General features: G+C 65.2%; 15 protein-coding genes, 1 pseudogene and 1 riboswitch. Of the genes and pseudogenes, 5 read left to right on the top strand and 11 right to left on the bottom strand.

The features are described 5' to 3' along the window. The 7 genes and pseudogenes from EII42_RS10075 to EII42_RS10045 form a co-directional block, all read right to left on the bottom strand. A partial coding sequence (locus EII42_RS10075; RefSeq protein WP_233558359.1) for an SdrD B-like domain-containing protein occupies positions 1–2518 on the bottom strand: 2518 nt, incomplete at its 3' end. 925 nt (positions 2519–3443) lie between these two features. Then, positions 3444–3668: a helix-turn-helix transcriptional regulator gene (locus tag EII42_RS10070; protein ID WP_125171995.1), complete on the bottom strand. Its 225-nt coding sequence runs from the start codon at positions 3666–3668 to the stop codon at positions 3444–3446. Continuing rightward, entirely contained in the window at positions 3669–4514 is an 846-nt protein-coding gene (locus tag EII42_RS10065) for an ABC transporter permease (protein WP_125171994.1), read from the bottom strand. Then, positions 4511–5398 carry an ABC transporter ATP-binding protein gene (locus tag EII42_RS10060; protein WP_125171993.1) on the bottom strand — a complete coding sequence of 296 codons (888 nt, stop codon included), beginning with the start codon at positions 5396–5398 and terminating at the stop codon, positions 4511–4513. The genes EII42_RS10065 and EII42_RS10060 overlap by 4 nt, the downstream gene beginning before the upstream one ends. A gap of 326 nt (positions 5399–5724) precedes the next feature. Further along, a complete protein-coding gene (locus tag EII42_RS10055; RefSeq protein WP_125171992.1) occupies positions 5725–6270 on the bottom strand; it encodes a hypothetical protein in 546 nt (181 codons plus the stop codon). Between the two features lie 209 nt (positions 6271–6479). Further along, positions 6480–7460 (bottom strand): ribonucleotide-diphosphate reductase subunit beta, encoded by a 981-nt coding sequence (locus tag EII42_RS10050; protein ID WP_125171991.1) that lies wholly within the window; start codon positions 7458–7460, stop codon positions 6480–6482. A 56-nt stretch (positions 7461–7516) separates the two neighbouring features. After that, positions 7517–9794: pseudogene (locus EII42_RS10045) on the bottom strand (ribonucleoside-diphosphate reductase subunit alpha). 104 nt (positions 9795–9898) lie between these two features. Next, positions 9899–10091: riboswitch (cobalamin riboswitch) on the bottom strand. A 34-nt stretch (positions 10092–10125) separates the two neighbouring features. On the opposite strand from EII42_RS10045, the gene EII42_RS10040 reads away from it, so the two are divergent. The 4 genes from EII42_RS10040 (at position 10126) to EII42_RS10025 (ending at position 14362) form a co-directional block, all read left to right on the top strand. After that, the gene (locus tag EII42_RS10040) at positions 10126–10509 is read left to right on the top strand and encodes a hypothetical protein (protein ID WP_125171990.1); all 384 of its coding nucleotides are present in this window, start codon (positions 10126–10128) and stop codon (positions 10507–10509) included. A 439-nt stretch (positions 10510–10948) separates the two neighbouring features. After that, positions 10949–11314: a peptidase inhibitor family I36 protein gene (locus EII42_RS10035; RefSeq protein ID WP_125171989.1), complete on the top strand. Its 366-nt coding sequence runs from the start codon at positions 10949–10951 to the stop codon at positions 11312–11314. Then, the gene (locus EII42_RS10030) at positions 11290–11976 is read left to right on the top strand and encodes an ABC transporter ATP-binding protein (protein WP_233558358.1); all 687 of its coding nucleotides are present in this window, start codon (positions 11290–11292) and stop codon (positions 11974–11976) included. The genes EII42_RS10035 and EII42_RS10030 overlap by 25 nt, the downstream gene beginning before the upstream one ends. Continuing rightward, the gene (locus tag EII42_RS10025; protein ID WP_125171988.1) at positions 11957–14362 is read left to right on the top strand and encodes a hypothetical protein; all 2406 of its coding nucleotides are present in this window, start codon (positions 11957–11959) and stop codon (positions 14360–14362) included. Before EII42_RS10030 ends, EII42_RS10025 begins: the two co-directional genes overlap by 20 nt. A 140-nt stretch (positions 14363–14502) precedes the next feature. Here the strand turns inward: EII42_RS10025 and EII42_RS13765 are convergent, their stop codons facing one another. The 4 genes from EII42_RS13765 to EII42_RS10005 all read right to left on the bottom strand — a co-directional run bounded on the left by EII42_RS13765 (position 14503) and on the right by EII42_RS10005 (position 18541). After that, complete coding sequence (locus tag EII42_RS13765; RefSeq protein ID WP_158676479.1) at positions 14503–15693, bottom strand: septal ring lytic transglycosylase RlpA family protein; 1191 nt, start codon at positions 15691–15693, stop codon at positions 14503–14505. Positions 15694–15788: 95 nt separating this feature from the next. Beyond that, on the bottom strand, positions 15789–17960 hold the full coding sequence (locus tag EII42_RS10015) for a cation-translocating P-type ATPase (protein ID WP_125171986.1): 2172 nt from the start codon (positions 17958–17960) through the stop codon (positions 15789–15791). Between the two features lie 49 nt (positions 17961–18009). After that, positions 18010–18219: a heavy-metal-associated domain-containing protein gene (locus EII42_RS10010; protein ID WP_125171985.1), complete on the bottom strand. Its 210-nt coding sequence runs from the start codon at positions 18217–18219 to the stop codon at positions 18010–18012. Between the two features lie 37 nt (positions 18220–18256). Next, a complete protein-coding gene (locus EII42_RS10005) occupies positions 18257–18541 on the bottom strand; it encodes a metal-sensitive transcriptional regulator (RefSeq protein WP_125171984.1) in 285 nt (94 codons plus the stop codon). 569 nt (positions 18542–19110) lie between these two features. On the opposite strand from EII42_RS10005, the gene dnaB reads away from it, so the two are divergent. Further along, on the top strand, positions 19111–20451 hold the full coding sequence (gene dnaB / locus EII42_RS10000) for a replicative DNA helicase (RefSeq protein WP_233558357.1): 1341 nt from the start codon (positions 19111–19113) through the stop codon (positions 20449–20451). The last annotated feature ends 3 nt before the right edge of the window (positions 20452–20454 follow it).

Here is a 20454-nt window from a genome sequence, read left to right as displayed (position 1 = left end):
TCGAAGAATCCTTATCCCTGGCACCAACACCCGGCTTCGTCGGAATGTAACCCTCCGGAGCAGTCACCGTCACCTTGTACTTCTGCCCAGCGGCCAGCACCGGCAGATGATCGAAGGAGTAGTGCCCCTGATCATCAGTCTGCGTCGGAGCAACCGGCTGTCCATTGACATCGGTCACTGGCTGGCCATCCGGACCAGTCAACGTGAGCGTCACGCCTTTGAGGGGTTTGTCGCCATCGTTCTGAACACCATCGTGATTCGTATCGATGAAGACGTAGTCACCAACGGAGACACTCGGCCGCACGAAACCAAAGTCCAGCGTCTCATCGCGCTGACCATCCTGAGTCAGGCCCTCAGACTCGGCAAACCCAGTCGAAGAATCCTTAGCACGATCACCCTGGCCTGGCGTGGTCGGGATGTAGCCCTTGGGATTGCTTACCGTCACCTTGTACTTCTGGCCAGCGGCCAGCACCGGCAGATTATCGAAGGTGTAGTGCCCACGTGCGTCGGTCGTCGTCGGAGCTACGGGGTCACCATACACATCAGTCACCGGCTGACCATCCGGACCAGTCAACGTGAGCGTCACATCGGCAATCGGGCGATCCGTGTCGTCCTGCCTACCGTCCTTGTTCACGTCGAACCACACGTAGTCACCCACGGACACACTCGGCTTCACGAAACCAAAGTCCAGCGTCTCATCGCGCTGACCGTCCTCGGTCAGGCCCTCAGACTCGGCAAACCCAGTCGAAGAGTCCTTGGCACGGTCGGTAGCACCGGCGGTGGTCGGCTTAGCGCCAGCAGGAGGCGTGACAGTCACCGTGTACTTCTGGCCCGGGCTCAAAGCAGGCAGGTTGTCAAACGAATAGCGTCCATCTGGGCCGGTCTGGACCGGCGCTACTTCGTTGCCGTAGACGTCGGTCACCTGCTGGCCGTTGGGCCCGGTCAGAGTCAGGGTGACACCAGGAATTGGTTTGTCAGTGTCATCCTGAATACCGTCGGCGTTCACGTCGAACCAGACGTAGTCACCCACCGAAACCTTTTCCTTGGCCCTCTCGGCGATGTTCTGGATCTGAACCGGAACGGAGACCTGGTCCTTGATCACGAATGTGGCACTCTTGGCCGTCGTCTTGCGGTCAACCGTGAACTTGGGGTCGCCCCAGGTGACCGGCGATGCGGGGTTCGCGCTGGACGTATCCTCGGTCAGAGTGATCTCGGTGCCTACCGGGAACGTGGCGGGGTAGGTCGTGGTCTTACCCAGGGTCACCTCAAGGGGGACAGGGTTGGCGGGAGCGTTCCAGCCCGGGTAATCAGCAGCGCTCTTGCCATCGGGAAGCTTCCAGGCGACGCTGGTAGTGAACTTCGTACCGACGGCAACGTCGTTGGCAGCCTCACCGCCCAGGAGCTTCAGCACCTCAAAGCCGCCGAAGCCCTTCTCCATGGTGATGGTCACCTTGAAGGTGTCCACATAGCGGCCAGAGGCGGTCACGAAGGTCTCCGACGCAGTCCCCTGCAGCGTGGCACGGTTCTTATACTCCAGCCCGGGGATCGGATTTCCTGTGGCGCTGTCGAACTTGGCGTAGTAGCGGATCAGGTAGTTGTGATCCGGGTTGAAGGGGCCGGTGGCCGTGATCGTGGCCTCGGTGGGCCTGGCCGGGTCGTTGAAGTCGAACTTCAGCCCGAAGGTGCCGTACTTGGTGCTCAACGGGCCTTCGGTGGTGGCCAAGCGCTCGTATCCACCGTTGCGCTGGTTGAGCAGGACAAGCTCGTAGGGCACTATGACCCCGGGGTTACCTTCCTGAGGCACCCTCTTCTTGGGCACGAAGACCTGACCGGCGGTCAGCTTGTCCTTCCACACCACTTGACGCACCGCATTCGGCTTGCCCTCGTGGTCGTCGGGCAGCTTCGAGGGGTTGAAGATGATCTCCCAGCGGATGTGGTTGTGCTTCTCCAGGATGGTCCCGATCCACTTGGTCGGCGCCATCTGACGGAACGGGCCAAGCGAAGTGTCGATTCCACCGCCACCAGGCAGCGGAACGGCGGTCTTGGTGCCATTCAGGTCGAAGGTGACCGTCTTCGCATCGGTGGTCTTGTTGACCCTGAAGGTCAGCTCACCCTCGCCGCTGATGTTCGTGTGACCCCGGATGGTGTCGTTGAACGTGCAGGTGACGGAGCGGTTGGCAAGCTGGCACTCCCCGGCCACCATGTTGTTGTACCTCAGCTCGACTGTCTTGTTCTCGTACAGGTCGAACTCTTCGGGCAGGCCGATCGAGAACGAGTCGCCCGGCTGAGGGTTGGCAGCAGATGCGTCATAGGTGAACCTGATGCGGGCGCCATTCTGATCTCGCAACTTGCCCGGAACCACCTCACCAGTGGACCCGACACGGACCAACTCCGTGATTTTTACCACGATTCGCTGGTTGGGCGCTGCGTTCGCGCTCGCCACCCCCAGCAATGTGGAGAAAATAAGGGACACAGCTAGCGCCAAGGCCAGCCACGCCCTTCCGACTTTATGACTCATTAACCTTCATCTTCCTAACTAGCCCCATGCCTTCCGGTGTCGACTACGCGCTCACCCCAGCGACAGGCCTACATCACGGCTTGCAGCAGATGCCGAGACACCCCCGACAACTTGTCTCTCCTCCGCCTCGGGAAAGCCGAGGCTTTGGCTGCAGATCACTAGACCATCGCCATCGTACATTAGACGGTCGGATTTAGCGATCTGAACACCAGCGCCAAAGAGGATCTTTCCCCCCTCGCGCACCCGAACCCGCGATCCAAGAAAGAGCGGCCCAGCAAAGAGTTAATTTTTCCTGACATTTTCTCAGGCAGAGACATACCTCACCTCGCCCCAGAAGAGCCAAACCCCTAGCCAGAAGGCCTTCTCCACAGTTTTGGCCTTCTAGGGTGCGAAAGAATCACATGCACGTAATTTTCCCATGTCCATGGCCAAAACAGGACTGCACGAACCACGAATACCGGGCAACTTTGCTACTGACATAGGCTTCGCCACTCGGGCCAGCTGTATCTGTTCAGGACGCTGGAGCCCCTCGCCAGATGGCTTGGCGAGAGTCTCATCGGGGTGGTACTCGGCCCCACGTTTTCGTGACGAAAGCTCACCCGCCGTTCCCCTCGCGGTCGACGAGCACGATCTCCGGGATTGCAAGGCGCTCGGGGCGCCCTTTGTCGCCGCCGATCACGACGAGCCGCCCATCCGTGCTCTTCCAGTGCCATCCCCAGGCCCTGGGAGACGCGATGTGCAAAGCGTTCCAAGCGATCGCATGCCGCCATCACCGAAACTCGTCATTCGCCCCTCCACGACCTCTTGCGCAACCGTAACGAGATCACGCCGATCCAGGGACACATCGCGGAGGCGTTTCGGCTGCGTCGCCGTAACGTTGCCAAGACCTCGACCTGGCGAACGGGTTTGACGCCCAGCGGTCGTGTCACACCCCGATGCGCGGAAAAGGCCGCAGCGAGAACAGCACCTCAACCGGGACTTCGAAGTATTCCGCCAATTGCAGGGCGAGGGCCAGGGACGGGGAATACTCCCCACGCTCCAGGTAGCCCACTGTCTGGTAGTGGATCCCCAGGGCCTCGGCCAACTGGCGTCGCGAGATCCCTCGCTCGACGCGCAGCATGGCGATCCGGTTGTGGATGGTTTCTGCCATTCAGTACCCCCTGGCGAGGACGCGTTCTCGGGCCTTGGCCACTTGTGATCCGGACACGCCCCTCACCATACGACGCAATGCTCTCGGCGCGAGCGCGAGACCCGCAGCCACCCAGAGCCCGAGGACGATGAGGGTCTCCGCGATTCGGAAACTGCCACCGAACTCCAGCACTGCCGCCTCGGCGGGGAGCATCGCGGAACGCATCCCCAGACCGATCCAGTACGGGGGCAGGATCTGAATCACCCACTGGAACCACAACGGAACCCGATCATTCAAGGGGAAGAGCAGGCCAGAGGCCACCATCAGCACGTAGAGCGCCCCCAAAGAGATGGTCAGGGCCATCATACTCCGCGCGAGGGCACCTGCCACGACGCCGATGGGCAAGGTGGCGAAGAGACCGAGCACCGTGTAGCCGAACGTGGCCAGCCAACCGCCCGGCCCAAAGGAAACAACCTCAGGGATGAAGAGAGCCAGCGGGATAAGCGTCAGGATCATCGACATCATGGTGGAGCCCGCGATGTACACGGTCTTGCCGAACACGTAGGCCTGCATCCCGCCAGGCAGGGTCTTGATCCGCAGCAGGGTACCGTCTTCCTTCTCGGCCATGATCGTTGACGCCATCCCCATGAAGCCGCCGGCCACGAGCCCCATAGCGAGCCAGCCCGGCGCCGCGAATCGCCCGTTGCTGATCGCTGCCTGATCCAGCTCAATGTTGTTCACGGACAGCGCGAAAGCCGTTGCCAGCACAGGGAAGAAGAGGTAGGCGAGGACTGCTGGGCCGCGCAGGTCGCCCAGCAGGTTCACTCCCGCCTGACGAAAGCCGGCGCTGACGGTAGTGCGGTTCATCGGTGTTCCTCTCGACGCACGAGTTCCAGGTAGGTGTCCTCAAGGGAGTTGTGCTCCACCTCGAGGTTGTCCATGTGGACCAGGGGGTCGGCGAGCCGACCGCGCAGGAAGCCGACGGGGTCGTCGGTGGTGTGGACGTGGGCGCCGTCGTCGTCGCGCCAACGCACCTCGGAGGTGCCCGCGTGCCGGCGACGCAGCTCCTCGGGCGAGCCGTCGGCGATGATCCGGTGCCCGGCCAGGATGAGGATGCGGCTGGCCACCCGCTCCGCCTCGTCGAGGTCGTGGGTGGTCATGAGGATCGTGGTGTCGATGTCCTCAAGGGAAGCCAACAGGTCGTGGAAGTCGCGGCGGGCCTCCGGATCGAAACCAGCGGTCGGCTCGTCGAGGAAGAGCAACTCGGGACGGCCGACCAGGCCCACGGCCACGTCGAGCCGACGGCGACGGCCTCCGGACAGCTGGGACACCTTCTTATCCGCATCGCGGGCCAGGCCGACGAGGTCGAGCAGTTCGTCGGTCGGCCACGGCCGAGGGATCGCCGCAGTGGAGTAGGGAGTATAGAAGGAGCCGAGGTGGCTCAGCAGGGTGCGCACCCGCCACTTGGGGTGGTCGCGCCAGGATTGGAGGACGACGCCCACCCGCGCCCGCCAGGCGTCACCCGCCGCCGCCGGATCCTCCCCGAGCACCCGGACAATTCCGTCGGAAGGGCGGCGGAAGCCCTCGAACACCTCGATCATCGTGGTCTTGCCTGCGCCATTGGGGCCGAGCAGGACAACGGTCTCACGGGCCTCGATGGTGAGGTCGATGGAGTCGAGGACGAGGTTACCCCCGTAGGCCACGGTGAGGCCTGAGGCCGAGATCACCGGCCGCCGCGCAATATCGCTCATGCCTCAATATATAGCAGGGCTACTACATAGGGTTCAAGAGTTGTTGCCGCAGAGGTCCCTCATGGGCGGCATGATTCCGGTGCGCGCTGGGGAGGACGTGGGCCGGCCCACCGGGCAGGGGTCGCCCCGAACCGCAGGCCGTTTCCCCGCCACATCACGCCCCGGATGTGCCGTCGCTGATGCCCCCACAGCGTGTCGACGACCGGTCGGCCATGCCCGATGCCCCGCCAGGGAGCCGGATCGTTACGAGTTCCAGAGGCGGGTAGCCGCATTCGCCGCGACGACACGGGACCCTCCCACGGCCCCATCGGTTTGCGGCGGGAGGCTCACAAGGAGCGCACGTATCCCTTCCGCGCAGCCCAGTCCCAGATCCGATCAAGATCCCGGTTGGAGTCTTCCACCAGGGCGATTTTGCTGAAGCCGCCCCGCGTGAGGCCTGGAATCATGCAGGCCCAGCGGCCATTGTGGCGGACAATGCAAGTAACCTGCCTGAGGCCAGCTCGCGCCATCAATTGGTACACTTCGAGGTCCAGCCGGGAGACGGGCCACGGGACATCCTTGTGACTAAACAGCGAGCTGAGGTGGAAGCCCGTGGCGTCCACCACCATTCGGTGGGATCCCAGCCATACAGTGAGCGCGGCCAGCACAACACCTCCAGCCAGGAGGGCCCACGAAATGGTGAGGTTTTTGTCCTCAAAATGGAGCATCATCCCCGACGCGCCCCCGGATAAACACAGCAGCGTGAATCCGGTGAGGATGAATAGGTTCACGACCGCCGACGGCGAGTCGGCATAGCGAAAAAGCAAAGCATCCGTAGACAGGGGGATGGGCTCGTAGCTACCTCGGCGGAAGGGTGCGGCGTTTCGGGTCATGGGTTTCCTCTGCGGGAGATGGGATGACGAGATTCTATCGACGGTGAGGACCGCCAACCCGGAGCGGGCCGCGCACCCCGGCAGATGCGCTACGGACGAGACGGGTTGGGTCCCCGCCAGCCGCCCCTGTACGCCGTGCAGGTTCCGGAAACCGAGGATCTTTCCCGCCCCATCCGATGCGCGCCTGACCGGCTCTCGCGACGGACCGCCTAGGCCTGCGCGTTGACCTCATACGACGTGTTGGTCGCCTCGAAGAAGTTCACCAACTGCAAGGTGTCGTTGGCCGCCGCCATCCACTTGGCCGGGTTGGCGACGTGATACTCCGGCTCGAACCCGAGTTCCTCCAGCCGCCGATCCGTCAGGTATTTCACGTCATCGTTGACGTAATCCGCCGTCAACCCCACGATCCCGTTGGGCAACAGATCCCGGTTGTAGCGTTCCTCCATCTCCACGGCGTCGAGAATCATCTGCCGGATCTCGGCCGCGAACTCGTCGGTGGCGATCTCCGGGTTCTCCTCCAACACCGTGAGCATCAGGTTGATGTCGAACTGGAGGTGCAGCGACTCGTCGCGCACGATCCAGTCGATCAGCGAACCGAAATTGCGCAGCAGATTTCGCTGCCGGAACGACAGCGCCATCATGAAGCCCGAGTAGAACCAGATCCCCTCCAGGATCACGTTGTAGGCGACGAGGTTGCGCACGAAGTCCTGCTTGCCCGCCACCGTGGTGATGTCGATCGTCTCCTCGGTCATCCGCTTGATGTAGCGCACCTCGAAGGCCTCTTTCGCTGCCATCGACTCGACGTTCACGTGCGCTTCATAGGCCTGCTCCCGGCCGATGGGGAACGTCTCAAGCACATACTCGAAGGCCATGCAGTGGTTCGCCTCCTCCCACATCTGCTTCGCCAGATAGAGGTGGCATTCGGCCGCGTTCGCGTAAGGGTAGACCCCGAAGGCCAGGGCCTTGTTGACGAGCAGCTCGTTCGGGTTGAAGTAGCTCATCAGGTAGGTCAACGCGCGCCGTTCCTCGTCGGTCATCCGCGCGAAATCGGCCAGATCCTCCCCCAGCTGAATCTCGTTGGGAAACCACGTGTTGGCCACCGCCTGGTTGTAGAGGTCGTACGCCCAGGGGTAGGTGACGGGCTTGAGCAGCAGCCCCTCCTGAATACCGGCACCAAGGATCGACGGCATGTTCTCTCCTCTCACTGACACGACTCGCACTGGAGCCGTTCCTGCGGATCGACGGGTCACGCCTGCCCGTCGACGATCTCGAACTCCCCCACCGAAACCGTCGGTCCCTCGACCACGGCGGCCTTCGGCGCGGTGGCGGTCACCGTCGGCGCGGCGGCGCGCACACCGAACCCGCGACGGCTGCCGCCCGCGGCCTTGTTGACCTTCACCGTGGACTGCTCGGCCGTGTGCCTGGGCATCATGTGCAGGTAGTAGGTGGTCTTCACCCCCATCCGCCAGGCCAGCGCGTACAGGTCAACCATCACGTCGCGGTCCGCGAGGTAGATGTTGCGACTGATCGCCTGATCGATCCACTTCTGCGCCCGCGCCGCGACGTGCAGGTAGGCGGCAGGATCCACCTGGAAGCTGGTGCGGTAGATATCGGTGAGCCAGCCGGGAACGCCCGACACCTTGCTCAGGTCGCCCTGGTGGCGCAGCAGCTCACCGCGCACGCTCTCCCACAGGCCGAGCGACTTCAGGTCGGCGACCAGGTTTCGGTTCACCTCCAAGAACTTCCCGGCCGACGTGGCGCGGCTGAAGATGTGGCTGAACTGCGGGTCGAGCCCAGGCGTGGTTCCCGCCACGAGGCCGATCGACGCCGTCGGGGCCACGGCCATCAGCGTCGCGTTGCGGATGCCGCCGCGCACCCGTCGCCGCAACGCGTCCCAGTCGAGCCGCGCGGACCGGTCAACCTCCACCGGCACGCCACGGTCGGCCTCCAGCAGGTCCAGGGTGTCGACGGGGACCAGCCCCCGCGACCACCCGGAGCCCATGAAGTTCGGGTAGGGGCCCCGCTCGCGGGCGAGGTCGCACGAGGCGTCGATGGCGTGCCAGGAGACGAACTCCACCACCTCGTCGACCACGTCCCACGCCGCCGGCGAGTCGTAGGCGTGGTGCATCCGCTCCAGCACGTCGGTGAGCCCCATGATGCCGAGCCCGACTGCGCGGTTTTCGTGGTTGGCCTTCTCCGCCTCGGGCACGCTGGACGCCGTGATGTCCACCAGGTTGTCGAGCTGACGCACCGCCGTGCGGACGGTGCGCGCCAACCGGTCCCAGTCGAAGCTGGCCTGCGGCCCGCTGCCGACGAGGTGCCGGGCCAGGTTGACGGAGGCCAGGTTGCACACGGCAACGTTGTCGCGGTCCTGCGGCAGGCAGATTTCGGTGCAGAGGTTGGACAGGTGGATGGTGCCCGTGTTGTTGTTCAGGGCCCGCGTGTTGATGGTGTCCTTCCAGGTGAGCCAGGGGTGGGAGGTGGTTTGCAGCGTCACGAGTATCGCCTTGTACTGCTCCCGCGCCTGCATCTTCTTGACCGCGCGCAGCTTCCCGGCCTCGGCGAGCGCCACATATTCGGCGTAGCGGGCGGAGAAGGCCGCGCCGGTCAGCTCGACGAGGTCCGGGCACTCCAGCGGGTCGAACAGGTACCAGTCGTCGTCGGCGGCGACGCGTTTCATGAACTCGTCGCTGAGCCACACGGCGGTGTCTGCGGTGCGGGTGCGGCGGTAGGGGTCGCCCGAGTTCTGCCTGAGGTCGAGGAACTGCGCGAAGTCCAGGTGCCAGTTCTCCATGTAGAAGCACAGGGCGCCGAACTTCTTGCCGCCGCGCGAGACCGCGCGCAGCGTCGAGTCGATGGTGTGCATGAAGGGGATGGGCCCGGTGGAGGAGGTGTTGTTGGAACGGATCGGCGAGCCCTCGCAGCGCAGCTTGGACACGGACAGCCCGATGCCCCTGGTGCCCTTGGTGAGCCACATCACGTCGCGGACCGACTTGGCGATGTGCTCGATGCCGTCCTCCATCTGCATCACGAAGCAGTTGGAGAGCTGCGCGTGGCGGGTGCCCGCGTTGACGAGCGTCGAGCACGCGGGCGAGCGCGTCAAGGCCGAACAGCTCGGCGAGCCGGTCATCGAGGAGCTGGGCCTCGATGCCCCGGCGGATCGCGTCGGGGAAGCGCTCGACGTGCAGCAGCCTGATGGTATCCGGGCTGCCGTCGCCGAAGAGGTCGCTGGTGTCACCGAAGATCTGTTTGTAGAGCTGCTTCACCAGCAGGCGGGCCGCGATGGTGTCGTAGGCGGGGTCGTCTTTGACGTTGCCGAGCGCCACCTGGATGATGGCCTCGTCGAGCTGGGCGGTGGTGATGCGGTCGAACAGCGTGATCTCGACCTCGGATTGCAGCTGGATGGCGCGGGTCACCTCGTCCTCCAGGCCGCGGGCGGCGTCGGAGATGGATGCCGCCACCTCGGCGCCATCGTAGGGGGCCAGGGACCCGTCGCGCTTGGTGACTCGGATTGTGGTGCTCATCGTGCTCCTCGAAACGAGCAGCGAAGGCTCTTCGCCGGTGGGGGCACGCAGGCAGCATCGACTGCCGATGCGAGTCGTTCCGCGCGACGTCGAACCGAACCCCGCGCTCGCGGGGCCACAGCGGCAGGTCTTCGGGCTCGTGGCTCAACCTACTCGCCGCCGCTTCCCAGGCTCTCGCCCAGTGCGTCGCGCGGGTTTCGTCCCCACTTACCGCTGCGGGACAGCTCCGGATTCGCACCGGATTCCCTCTTAGCCCCCACCCTCTCAGGCAGCGGAACCAACTGCATGGACCACACTATCTTGACCCTCTGCCGCCTCGCAAACACAAGATATGGAGCTTCCGCACTCCGGCACTCCCTCCGCGCAGACGCCCACCGCCGAAATCCCATCAATTTCTAAGCCGATTCTTAAAAATATGGCGCGTGCTGCTGACAACAGTGCCTTCACCGTGCAACCTTGTCTCATGGGGTTTCTAGGCAGAGTTGTGTGGCCAGGCCTGCTGATCGTGGGCGTGGCCGCTTTGCTGGTGACCTCCGCCCAGGGCGGCAGCGAGCTGGCGTTTTGGATCTGCTCGATCATCATCATCATCGGCTTCGTCGGCTTCACCCTTAGCCTGCTGTTCACTCGCCCCAAGGAAGTGGTTGCTGCGCGCCACATGCTCGACGACAAGGAAACCGGCAAACCAGAAAGCAGAAAACCGCCGCAGGATTCCTGAGCCGACCGACGCCGCCCCCATGGTTTATCTCGGCCGAGCAAAAAGCACGACCTTCCCGGACCGCCGCACTGCTTAAATTTTAAAACAGATGCCCAAGCATTTTTGCTCGTGGCAACCGCTCCGGAGCGGGCCTAGCCAGAAATCCTAATGCCCACAAGACGGAGCCTAGCGATCCAAGCCTTCGCAGCAGGGAGACCATAACCCCTTGCCAGAGCCATTGCTTAGCACATCTCGAGCGGAAAAACAAGATCGAAAACCAGGGCGAGGACGAAGGACCCCGACCGCCCATCGGGGCAATGCTCAACCCCGACAAATAGTTGTCAAATAAACTATTGGCTCCCCTGACCTGCCACCCCTGTCCGAATTTGAGTCTTGACACCCGAGCGTCTCCCCCCCCTAGACTGAACGCCACTCCACAACCAACTTGAAAGGGAGATCAATGAAGATCAAAGAACTGTTGGCGCTGGGAGCAGCACTGGCTGCGGGATTCGGGGTGGTTGCATCTACGACGGCAGACGCAGGTAGCAACCTCTGCGACCCGAACAGGGTCTGCATCTACACCGACCACAGCTTCTCCGGCCTGCTCGGCACGCGAGGACCCGGCGGCGGCCTGCGAAACGTCAGCGACCACTCCAACGACAAAATGTCCTCCTGGGAGAACAAGACCCGGCAGAGTGCCGCGTGGTACCACAGCGCAAACGGCACGGGGACCTGCCGCAACATGAGGCCGGGAACCGAGCTTCGCTGGGTGGAAGATGAGCACAATGACAGGCTCACCTCGTGGCGGACGAACCGCGGATGCTGACGGCTAGTTGCAAGGGCGTGAGCCGCGTGTACCAAACCTCTGCGGGGGAGGTGCACGCGGTTCGCGCCGCGGATTTGGCGGTGGCGCCCGGGGAGTTCGTGGCGCTGATGGGCGCCAGCGGCTCCGGCAAGACCACCCTGCTCAACCTGATGGCCGGCCTTGACGTGCCCACGTCGGGAGAGGTGACGGTGCAAGGTCAGGCCATCCACCTTCTCTCGGAAGAGGAGCGGGCCAGGTTCCGGCTGGAACACATCGGAGTGGTCTTCCAAGACCACAACCTGCTCGACCCGTTCACGGCCACGGAGAACGTGATGCTGCCCCTGCAGGCGCTTGGCGTCGACGACACCACCGCCCGAGCTGAGGCCGCTGCTGCACTGGCCCGAGTCGGCATCCAGGAGCTCGGAGACAGGCGCCCACGGAACATGTCAGGCGGGCAGCGCCAGCGCGTCGGCATCGCGCGCTGCCTGGTGGGCGGTCGCAAGCTCGTGCTGGCCGACGAACCCACCGGAGCGTTGGACAGCGAAAACTCGCGTCGGCTCTTCGAGCTGCTGGCCAGCCTCGCCGCAGACGGCACCGCAGTGTTGTCGGCCACGCACGATCCCCTCGCCCGCGACTTCGCCAGCCGAACGATTGAGATGCGCGATGGCTCGCTCATCAGATAGGTCCTGGCAGACCAGGTTTGCGCTGCGCCTGGCGCGCTCCGGCACGCAGCTGCTCTCGCTCGCCCTCGCGGCGTTGACGATGGCAGCCCTCACCCTCGTCGCCGGGCTCTATGCCGCCAGCCGACTCTCGCCCGAGCAGAAGCAGGTCTTCAAGCTCGGCCGCTACGAACACACCACCCACTCGACGATCACGCTGCCGCGCGGCAGCGACATCCCCGAGCAGCTGGCTGCCGACCTCAAGTCGGCTGGGGCAACCGACTGGGCCTTCGAGGTGCACTACGAGATCGCCGCGCAGGCCCTCGGCGCCGGGTCCTACGTCGTCTTGGAAGGAGACTGGGGCGGCCAAGCTGCCCCTCCGGCCGAGAAGTACACACTGCTCTCCGGGCGGTGGCCGCAGGCCAACGAGCTAGTGATCGGCGAGCGGCTGCGTGCCAGGTACCAAAGCGAATCCGTGTCGCTGGGCAGGGACGTGCCCGAGCTGCCCATCGTGGGCGTGGTCCGGGTGGAGGACCAGTTGGATGCCGAGGCCATCCTGGCCGGGCCCGGCACGTGGCGCGACAGCTTCAAGAACGCGAGCAAGCGGGACCCGGACTACGCCGCCGGCATACAGACCTATTGGAGCGGCGGCGAGCTTGAGGCCGTGATGCAGGCGCTCGTGACCAACTGCGAACGCTCCCTCCCGGAGGGCATGGAAGACTGCACGCTGGCGGACTTCGGCAGCAACCACGACGAAGCCGAGAGAATTCTCGCCCAAAGCCGCAAGACGCTGGAAGGATACGCTGCCTTCGGGCTGCTGCCGCTGCTCGGCACCGCGCTCCTGGCGGGCGTCGCCATCTACGCCGTGGGCTACCGTGGACTGCGCGATCTGCTCGCCCGCTCCACCGCCATCGGCCTACCCAAGAAAGACGTGCTGTCCGCCCACTTCACCGCCGGACTGGCCTCCCTGATCACGGGGGCGCTGGTAGGAGCTCTCGTCGGCCTGGCGCTTCTGTGGCCCGGCCGGGCATTGCTGCCCCGGTTTACCGCGCGGGCGCCATCACCCTTCGTCCCCGACTGGCCCGTCTGGCTGCTCGCCACCGGAACGATGATCGCGGCCTACTGCGCAGTGTTCTTCCTGCTCCGGCCGCGCAAGGTGGCACGCGCAGACGTGGGGCGCGCCCTACTCACCCCCCGGGCCAAGCGGCTCGTGCGCCGGTGCTGCTCGCTGGCTGCGGCGGGCGCCTTCTTCGGGATCCTCCCGCAGGTCTCCTACTCCGACGAGGCCAACGCCCTTGCCATGGCACTGCTGGCAGCGCTCAGCGCGCTCCTCGCCCCCGAGGCCGTCAAGGCGCTGGCCTCGCGAAAGAGCACCAAGCCCCCACACACCCTCGCGCGCAGGCTGCAACAGGAAGGAACCCGGGCCACCGCCGCCCTCACCAGCGCCACCGCCTTCATCGTGTCGGCGATGATCTCGATCCTGACGCTCATGAACACCATGTCCGCCACCTCCAACGAGCTATCCACGGCCAGCGTGCCCCGCGGGCTGGCCTTCCTGCGGGTGCAGCCCGACAGCCCGGAGGGAATGGTTGACGAGTTCGAGCGGCACATCGGGCTCAGCAGCGGCTTCCCGGTACACACCGCCGCCGTCGATGATCTCTCGCTCCCCGGCACGATGGGGGTTGTGCAAAGCATCGGCGAGCTTCAACGGCTGACCAACTTCGAGCCCTCTCCGGAGCAGCGCGCGGCGCTCCTCCAAGGTGCGGCGCTCGTCGGTGCAGGCAACCAGATCACCTACATATCCGAGAGCCAGCCCCACACGCTGCCCGCGGTGTCCGCTCCCCTCGACAAGCACCTGATCTTCGGCGCGCTCCTCCTCACCGACACCGCGCGTAGCCTGAACATCGACACGGATGAAAGCTACGACCTCTACTACACGGGCGTGACCGATGAGCAGGCCGAGGCCATCCGACGGGTGCAGGCCGAGCTTGGCTTCCCCCCAGGGATCGCCACCAGCTATCGAGAGCCCGACCGGATCTACCCGTCGTTCGCTCGCCGGGTCCTCCTAGTTGGCTTCGGCACGCTGTGCTTCGCCGCGGTCCTGCTGATCTCGCTGAACCAGGCCCGCGCGCTGCGCCCGATGCTGGCCACGGTGCGCGCAGTCGGCCTGCCCCGCAGGTGGCTCGTCAGCGTGCTCCGGGAGCAGGCGGTGATCGGCGCGGGCGGCGCGGTGCTGACCGCTTTGTTTGGGCAGGCCGTCTTCCTGCTCAGCCTCCGGTTCCTGACGATGCACACCTCGCCCGCCCCATGGGAGGCGCTAGGGCTGATCTCGGCAATCTCCGTCGCGGCGATCTGGGTGGTCCCACTCATCGCCGTCGCGCGGCTCACCGCAGCCGAGCGACAGCTCTAGGGAAACGCTGCGAAAGTCGTTGCGGGCCACAGCACCCCAAGAGCACTTCCGCGACGCACCCCGGAGCAGACACCGGCGGAACAACACCGTGGCCCGGAGGGAAAAACTCCCCTCCGGGCCACGGCACGATTACGCTCAGGTCAGCCAATGACTTCCCAGTTGACGGTGATCACGCCAGCGCTGGTGCCCCCGATGGCCGCCATCGCGGCACGCGAAAGATCGAGGCAGCGGCCCGCGACGTAAGGGCCGCGGTCGTTGATGCGCACCACAACGGACTTACCATTCGACGGGTTGGTCACCTTCACCCGGCTGTTGAACGGCAGCGACTTGTGGGCCGCCGTCAGCGCGTTGGGGTTGAACCGCTCGCCGTTGGCGGTGGGCTGGGGATCCCAGTAGTAGGAGGCCTTGCAGCTGTTTCCGGTGGCGGGGGTCAGATTCTCGTTGCCAGCGGAGTCATCGGCCTCCGTCGGAGCTGCGGGCGCGGGAGCGGGCTTCTTCTTCTCCCGGGTGCCGACGGTGGTCACCTCGTCCACCGGTTCCTTCACCACCTGGGAGTTCAGCAGCTTCGTCTCCACCAGCTGGCCGTCGTGGAAGATCTCGGAGTAGGTCTCCTTCTTGAGACCCACCACGCCCTTCGTGGTGACCTTCTTCTTGCCCTTGTCGAGGTCTTCGGACTCCACCGACTTCTTCTCGAACGGAATCTCCACCTCCTTGGCCGATTCCTTAGTCTCGACGCTGACCACCTTGATCTCCATCCCAGGCGCCAGCAGCTCCGAGGCGGCGGGGGTGACCACGTCGTCGTCATCGAGCGTCACGCCGGCCGCGGCCAGCGCGTCTCCGACGGTGCCAGCGATCCGCACCGACTTGTTCTCGCCCGCTATCACCAGGCTCACGTCTTTGGCGGTGACGACCTCCAGGGTCATGCCCTCTCGCCCGATGGCGGCGGAGCGCGACGCGGACACCTTCGAGTCAGCGTCGCCGAGCTTCAACGCGGCCAGCGCCTCCTCGACGGTCTTGCCGGTGGTCCAGATCACCCGCTCCTCGCCATCCAGCGTGAGGGTCAGCGGTCGGGCGTAATCCACGACGATCTCCAGGCCGTCTGCCAGCTCAGCCTCCGCGCCGGGCAGCACCACGTCGTGTTCCCCGACGGTGATGCCCCGCTCGGCGAGCAGCGCGCCCACGGTGTCCTCGCGGGTGGAAACGCTTTCGGCGGCCCCGTCAACCGACAGGGTCACCTCGTTGGTGTCCAGCGCCACGACAGCAGCGGTCCCACCGACGAGGGACAGCGCGGCGACGCCTGCGACAACGGGATAAAGCAGCTTCTTCTTCAAGATCAACCTCAGTGAGCTCGACTTATGCCCCGACGGTGGCCGGCGCCCCACCACTCTAACCCGCCACTGAGAGAATCCCAAACCGTTCCTGAGAATCACTCAGGAAGCTTGTTTGGTTGCGACCTCGTGAACAGGCTCAACGTCAGCGAGTTCAGCACCACGAACACCGAGCTGAACGCCATCGCCGCGCCCGCGATCATCGGCGTCAAGAAGCCCAGGGCGGCCAGCGGAATCGCCAACGTGTTGTAGCCAAAAGCCCACACCAGGTTCCATTTGATCTTGTTGAGCGTAGCCCGGGAGAGCCGTACCGCATCCACCACGGCGTGCAGGTCATGCCTCATCAGCGTGATGTCCCCCGACTCAATCGCCGCGTCGGTGCCCGTGCCCACGGCGATCCCGAGGTCGGCCTGCGCCAGCGCCGCCGCGTCGTTCACCCCGTCGCCCACCATCGCCACCTGCGCTCCTCCCTGCTGGAAGGCCCGCACCACCTGCACCTTGCCCGCGGGAGAGCGCCCGGCGAGCACCTCGTCGATGCCCACCTGCCCCGCGATCGCGCGCGCCGTGGCCTCGTTGTCGCCGGAAAGCAGCACCGGCTTCAACCCCAGCCTCTTCAGCTCCGCGACGGCCTGCGCCGCGTCCGGCTTCAGCGTGTCCGCGACGACGATGCGCCCCAGCACCCGCTCGGCCGTGGCCACCCACACCTCCGAGCCGAGCACGTCACCGCGCCGCGCGGGCAGCCGGTGGCCCAGCTGGGCGATCAGGGCGGGGCTGCCCGCCCACGTCTCCACACCGTCGACGACGCCGCGCACCCCCAAACCGGGCAGATTCTCGAAGTCCGCCAGCTCCCCGGTTTCGCCCGCCAGCGCCGCCGCGATCGGATGTTCCGAGGCGGACTCGACGGTGGCCGCCGCCCGCAGCAACTCGTCGGCGGGGACCCCGTTGGGCTCCACGAGCGCCACCGACATCCGCCCCGTGGTCAGGGTGCCGGTCTTGTCGAACAGCACCACGCTCACGGCGCGGGCCCGCTCCAGCACCTGCGGCCCGCGGATCACCACGCCCAGCTCTGCTCCGCGCCCCGTGCCCACCATAAGCGCCGACGGCGTGGCGAGCCCCAGCGCGCACGGGCAGGCGATGATCAGCACCGCAATGCCGGCAGAGAGCGCAAACGTGAACCCATCACCGGCTAGCAGGTGGCCGACGAACGCAAGCCCTGCGATGATCAGCACCGCGGGCACGAAGAAGCTGGTCACCTTGTCGGCCAGCCGCGCCACGTCGGCCTTGCCCGCCTGCGCCTCCTCCACCAGCCGAGCCATCTGGGCGAGCTGCGAATCCGCGCCCACCGCGCAGGCGCGCACCACCAGCCGGCCCGTGGTGTTGACCGACCCGCCCACGACGGCGGCGCCGGGCCCCACCTCCACCGGCAACGACTCGCCGGTGATGATCGACTGGTCGACGGCCGAACGCCCCTCGACCACCACTCCGTCGGCGGCCACCTTCTCGCCGGGCTTCACGACGATGTGGTCGCCCACCTTCAGCAGCCGCACGTCGACGCTGACCTCCGCCCCGTCGGTGAGCCGCGTGGCCTGTTTAGCCCCCACCTCCAGCAGGGCCCGCATCGCCCGGCCCGATTCTCGCTTGGCGCGGGCCTCGATGTAGCGCCCGAGCAGCAGGAACGACACGATGCCTACTGCGGCCTCGAAGTAGACGAAGCCGAGCGCATCCTGGCGGCTCAGCCCCCACTCGAAGCCGTGGGTCATGCCGATGCGGCCCGCATGCCCGAACAGCAGCGCGACGATGGACCAGCCGAGCGCGGTCAGGGTGCCGAGCGAGACGAGGGTGTCCATCGTCGTGGCTCCGTGGCGCAGGTTGGTAAGCATCGCCGCGTGGAAGCCGCGTCCGCACCACAGCACCACGACCAACGCGGCCACGAGCGACGCCCACTGCCAGCCGGGGAACTGGAGTTGCGGCACCATCGACACCGCGATCACCGGCAGCGCGAACGCGAAGGACAGCAGCATGCGGCCGCGCAACTCGGCGGCCTCGTCGTGCTCCGGGGCGTCCGGCTGCGGCAGGCTCGCCCCGTATCCGGCCCCCTCGACGACCGCGATGAGGTCGTCGGGCGTGCAGCCGTCGGGGGCCTCGATCGTGGCGCGCTCGGTGGCGTAGTTCACGCTGGCCTCGACGCCGGCAACTTTGTTCAGCTTCTTCTCAATCCGGGCCGCGCAGGACGCGCAGGTCATCCCCTGGATGTCGAGTTGCAGCAGCATGGCGCTCCTAGCTAACAGGGCTTGGCGGGTTGCGTCTCTCCCTGCGGGATCAGGCCTCGACGACGGTGTAGTCGCCCGCTTCCTTGACCGCCTCGATCACGGCGTCGAGCGGGATGCGCGCGCTGGATTTGATGGTCATCACGCCGCCGTCCAGCTGCACGTTGACCTGCTCCACCCCGACGATCTGGCTCACCTCCTCGGTCACGTGATTGGTGCAGTGCCCGCAGGTCATGCCGCTGACGATGTACTTGGTTTCCATGTTTTCTCCTTCTTGGGTTGGCTGTTGTTTTGGTTGGTCACCGGGCGATTCGTCGGATGGCCGCCGTGGCCTCCGCCAGCTTCTCCTCGGCCTCCGCGCCGCCGTGCTGGATGGCCTGCGCGACGCAGTGCCCCAGGTGCGCTTCGAGCAGCCCAAGCGAGACCGCCCGAAGCGCGGCCTGGACGGCGCTGATCTGGGTGAGGATGTCGATGCAGTACTCGTCCTGCTCCACCATGCGGGCGATGCCGCGGGCCTGGCCCTCAATGAGCTTGAGGCGCCGCAGGTGGCTGGCCTTGTCGTCGCTGTAGCCGTGAACCGCCATGATTTCCCCTCCTCCCGAGATACCCCTACAGGGTATCACCGGAGGCGGCTGAGGATTCGACTCACTCAGGCAAACACCGTAGTTCTGGACCGGTGGAGAACAAATGCCCACAGCATTTCCACACCCCCTGTGGAAAACTTTCACCCCGAGCGACGACACCTCATCCCAGGCGAGACAGGTTCCTCACCCCGCCCGCCACGGCAGGCGTCTCGCGACGACCCCGAAACGCAACCCCTGAACATAATGCCTAGTCAGCAGCTTTCTTATGCGTCGTTTGGCGCATTGACCAAGGGGAAGGAGCCGCGTTCTCCACCCGGCGAGAGCCGCCGTCGACTTGCGATAAGGACCCCACTCAAAGAGTTTTATAACGATTCGATAACGAACAACCGCCCTAGACACGCCACATAATCCACAGCATCCGCGCCAACCACCGATAGTTTTCAACAGATTATCCACAAGCTATCCCCAAGGTTTTCCACAGCATTCCTGAGATTTTCTTATCTCTCCTCAGGTAGTGTGACTACGCTAAGCCACTGCGCCGGACCCGCGAGGAGCACGAGGAGGTTGACTTGGCAGAGAACGGATACGCGCCCGCACCGCCACAGGACCTTGAGGCGGAGCAGAGCGTGCTCGGCGCAATGCTCATGAGCAAGGACGCCATCGCCGAGGTAGTCGAGGTACTCCGCGGCGCCGACTTCTACCGCCCCAACCACGAGATCATCTTCGACGCCATCGTCGCCCTCTTCACCCGCGGCGAACCCGCCGACACCATCACCGTCGCCGCCGAACTCACCCGCATGGGCGAGCTGCAAAAGGTGGGCGGCCCCGTCTACCTGCACGACCTGCACGCCAGCGTGCCCATCGCCGCCAACGCCGCCTACCACGCCTCAATCGTGCGCGACAAGGCCATCCTCCGTCGGCTCGTCAACGCCTCCATCCGCATCGCCCAGATCGGATACCAGGGCCAGGGCGAGGTCGACAAGCTCGTCGACGAAGCGCAACAAACCCTCTACGAGGTGACCGACCGTCGCTCCTCCGAGGACTACAAGGCCCTCGGCGAACTCCTCGAAGCCACCTACGACGAGGTGGAGACCATCCAGAACTCCGGCGACGGGCTCGCAGGTGTTCCCACCGGCTTCACCGAACTCGACCGGCTCACCAACGGCCTCCACCCCGGGCAGATGATCATCGTCGCCGCCCGCCCCGCCGTCGGCAAATCAACCTTCGCGCTCGACATCTGCCGCGCCGCCGCCATCCAGAACAACCTCACCACCGCCTTCTTCTCCCTTGAGATGAGCCGAACCGAAATCGTCATGAAAGTGCTCTCCGCCGAGGCCTCCGTCCTGCTGCATCGCCTCCGCGGCGCCGGGCGCATGGAGGAAAGAGACTGGCAGCGCCTGACCGACAGAGTCGTCACCCTGGAAAGTAAGCCATTCTTCATCGACGACTCCCCAAACCTCACCATGATGGAGATTCGCGCCAAAGCTCGACGCCTCAAACAACGCAACAACCTCCAGCTCCTCGTCATCGACTACCTGCAGCTCATGAGCTCCGGCAAGCGGGTGGAATCCCGGCAGCTGGAGGTCTCCGAATTCTCCCGCCAGATCAAACTGCTCGCCAAGGAGCTGGAGATCCCCGTCGTGGCCCTCTCCCAGCTCTCCCGAAACGCCGAGCAGCGCAAGGAAGGCGTCCCCCAGCTCTCCGACCTGCGCGAATCCGGCTCCATCGAGCAAGACGCCGACATCGTCATCATGCTGCACCGGCCGGAGCTGTACACCCAAGACCCCTCCGACGAGGAACGCGGCCAAGCCTTCTTCCACGTCCTGAAACACCGAAACGGCGAAACCCGCCGCATCGAGGCCCTGTTCCAGGGCCACTACTCACGCTTCACCAACCCGCCGATCGGCTAAGCC

It is taken from the genome of Tessaracoccus sp. OH4464_COT-324 (assembly GCF_003932855.1).
In the GTDB taxonomy this organism is placed as follows: Bacteria; Actinomycetota; Actinomycetes; order Propionibacteriales; family Propionibacteriaceae; genus Arachnia.
The sequence above is the reverse complement of the archived record's forward strand: the minus strand, read 5'-3'. Positions and strand labels throughout refer to the sequence as shown.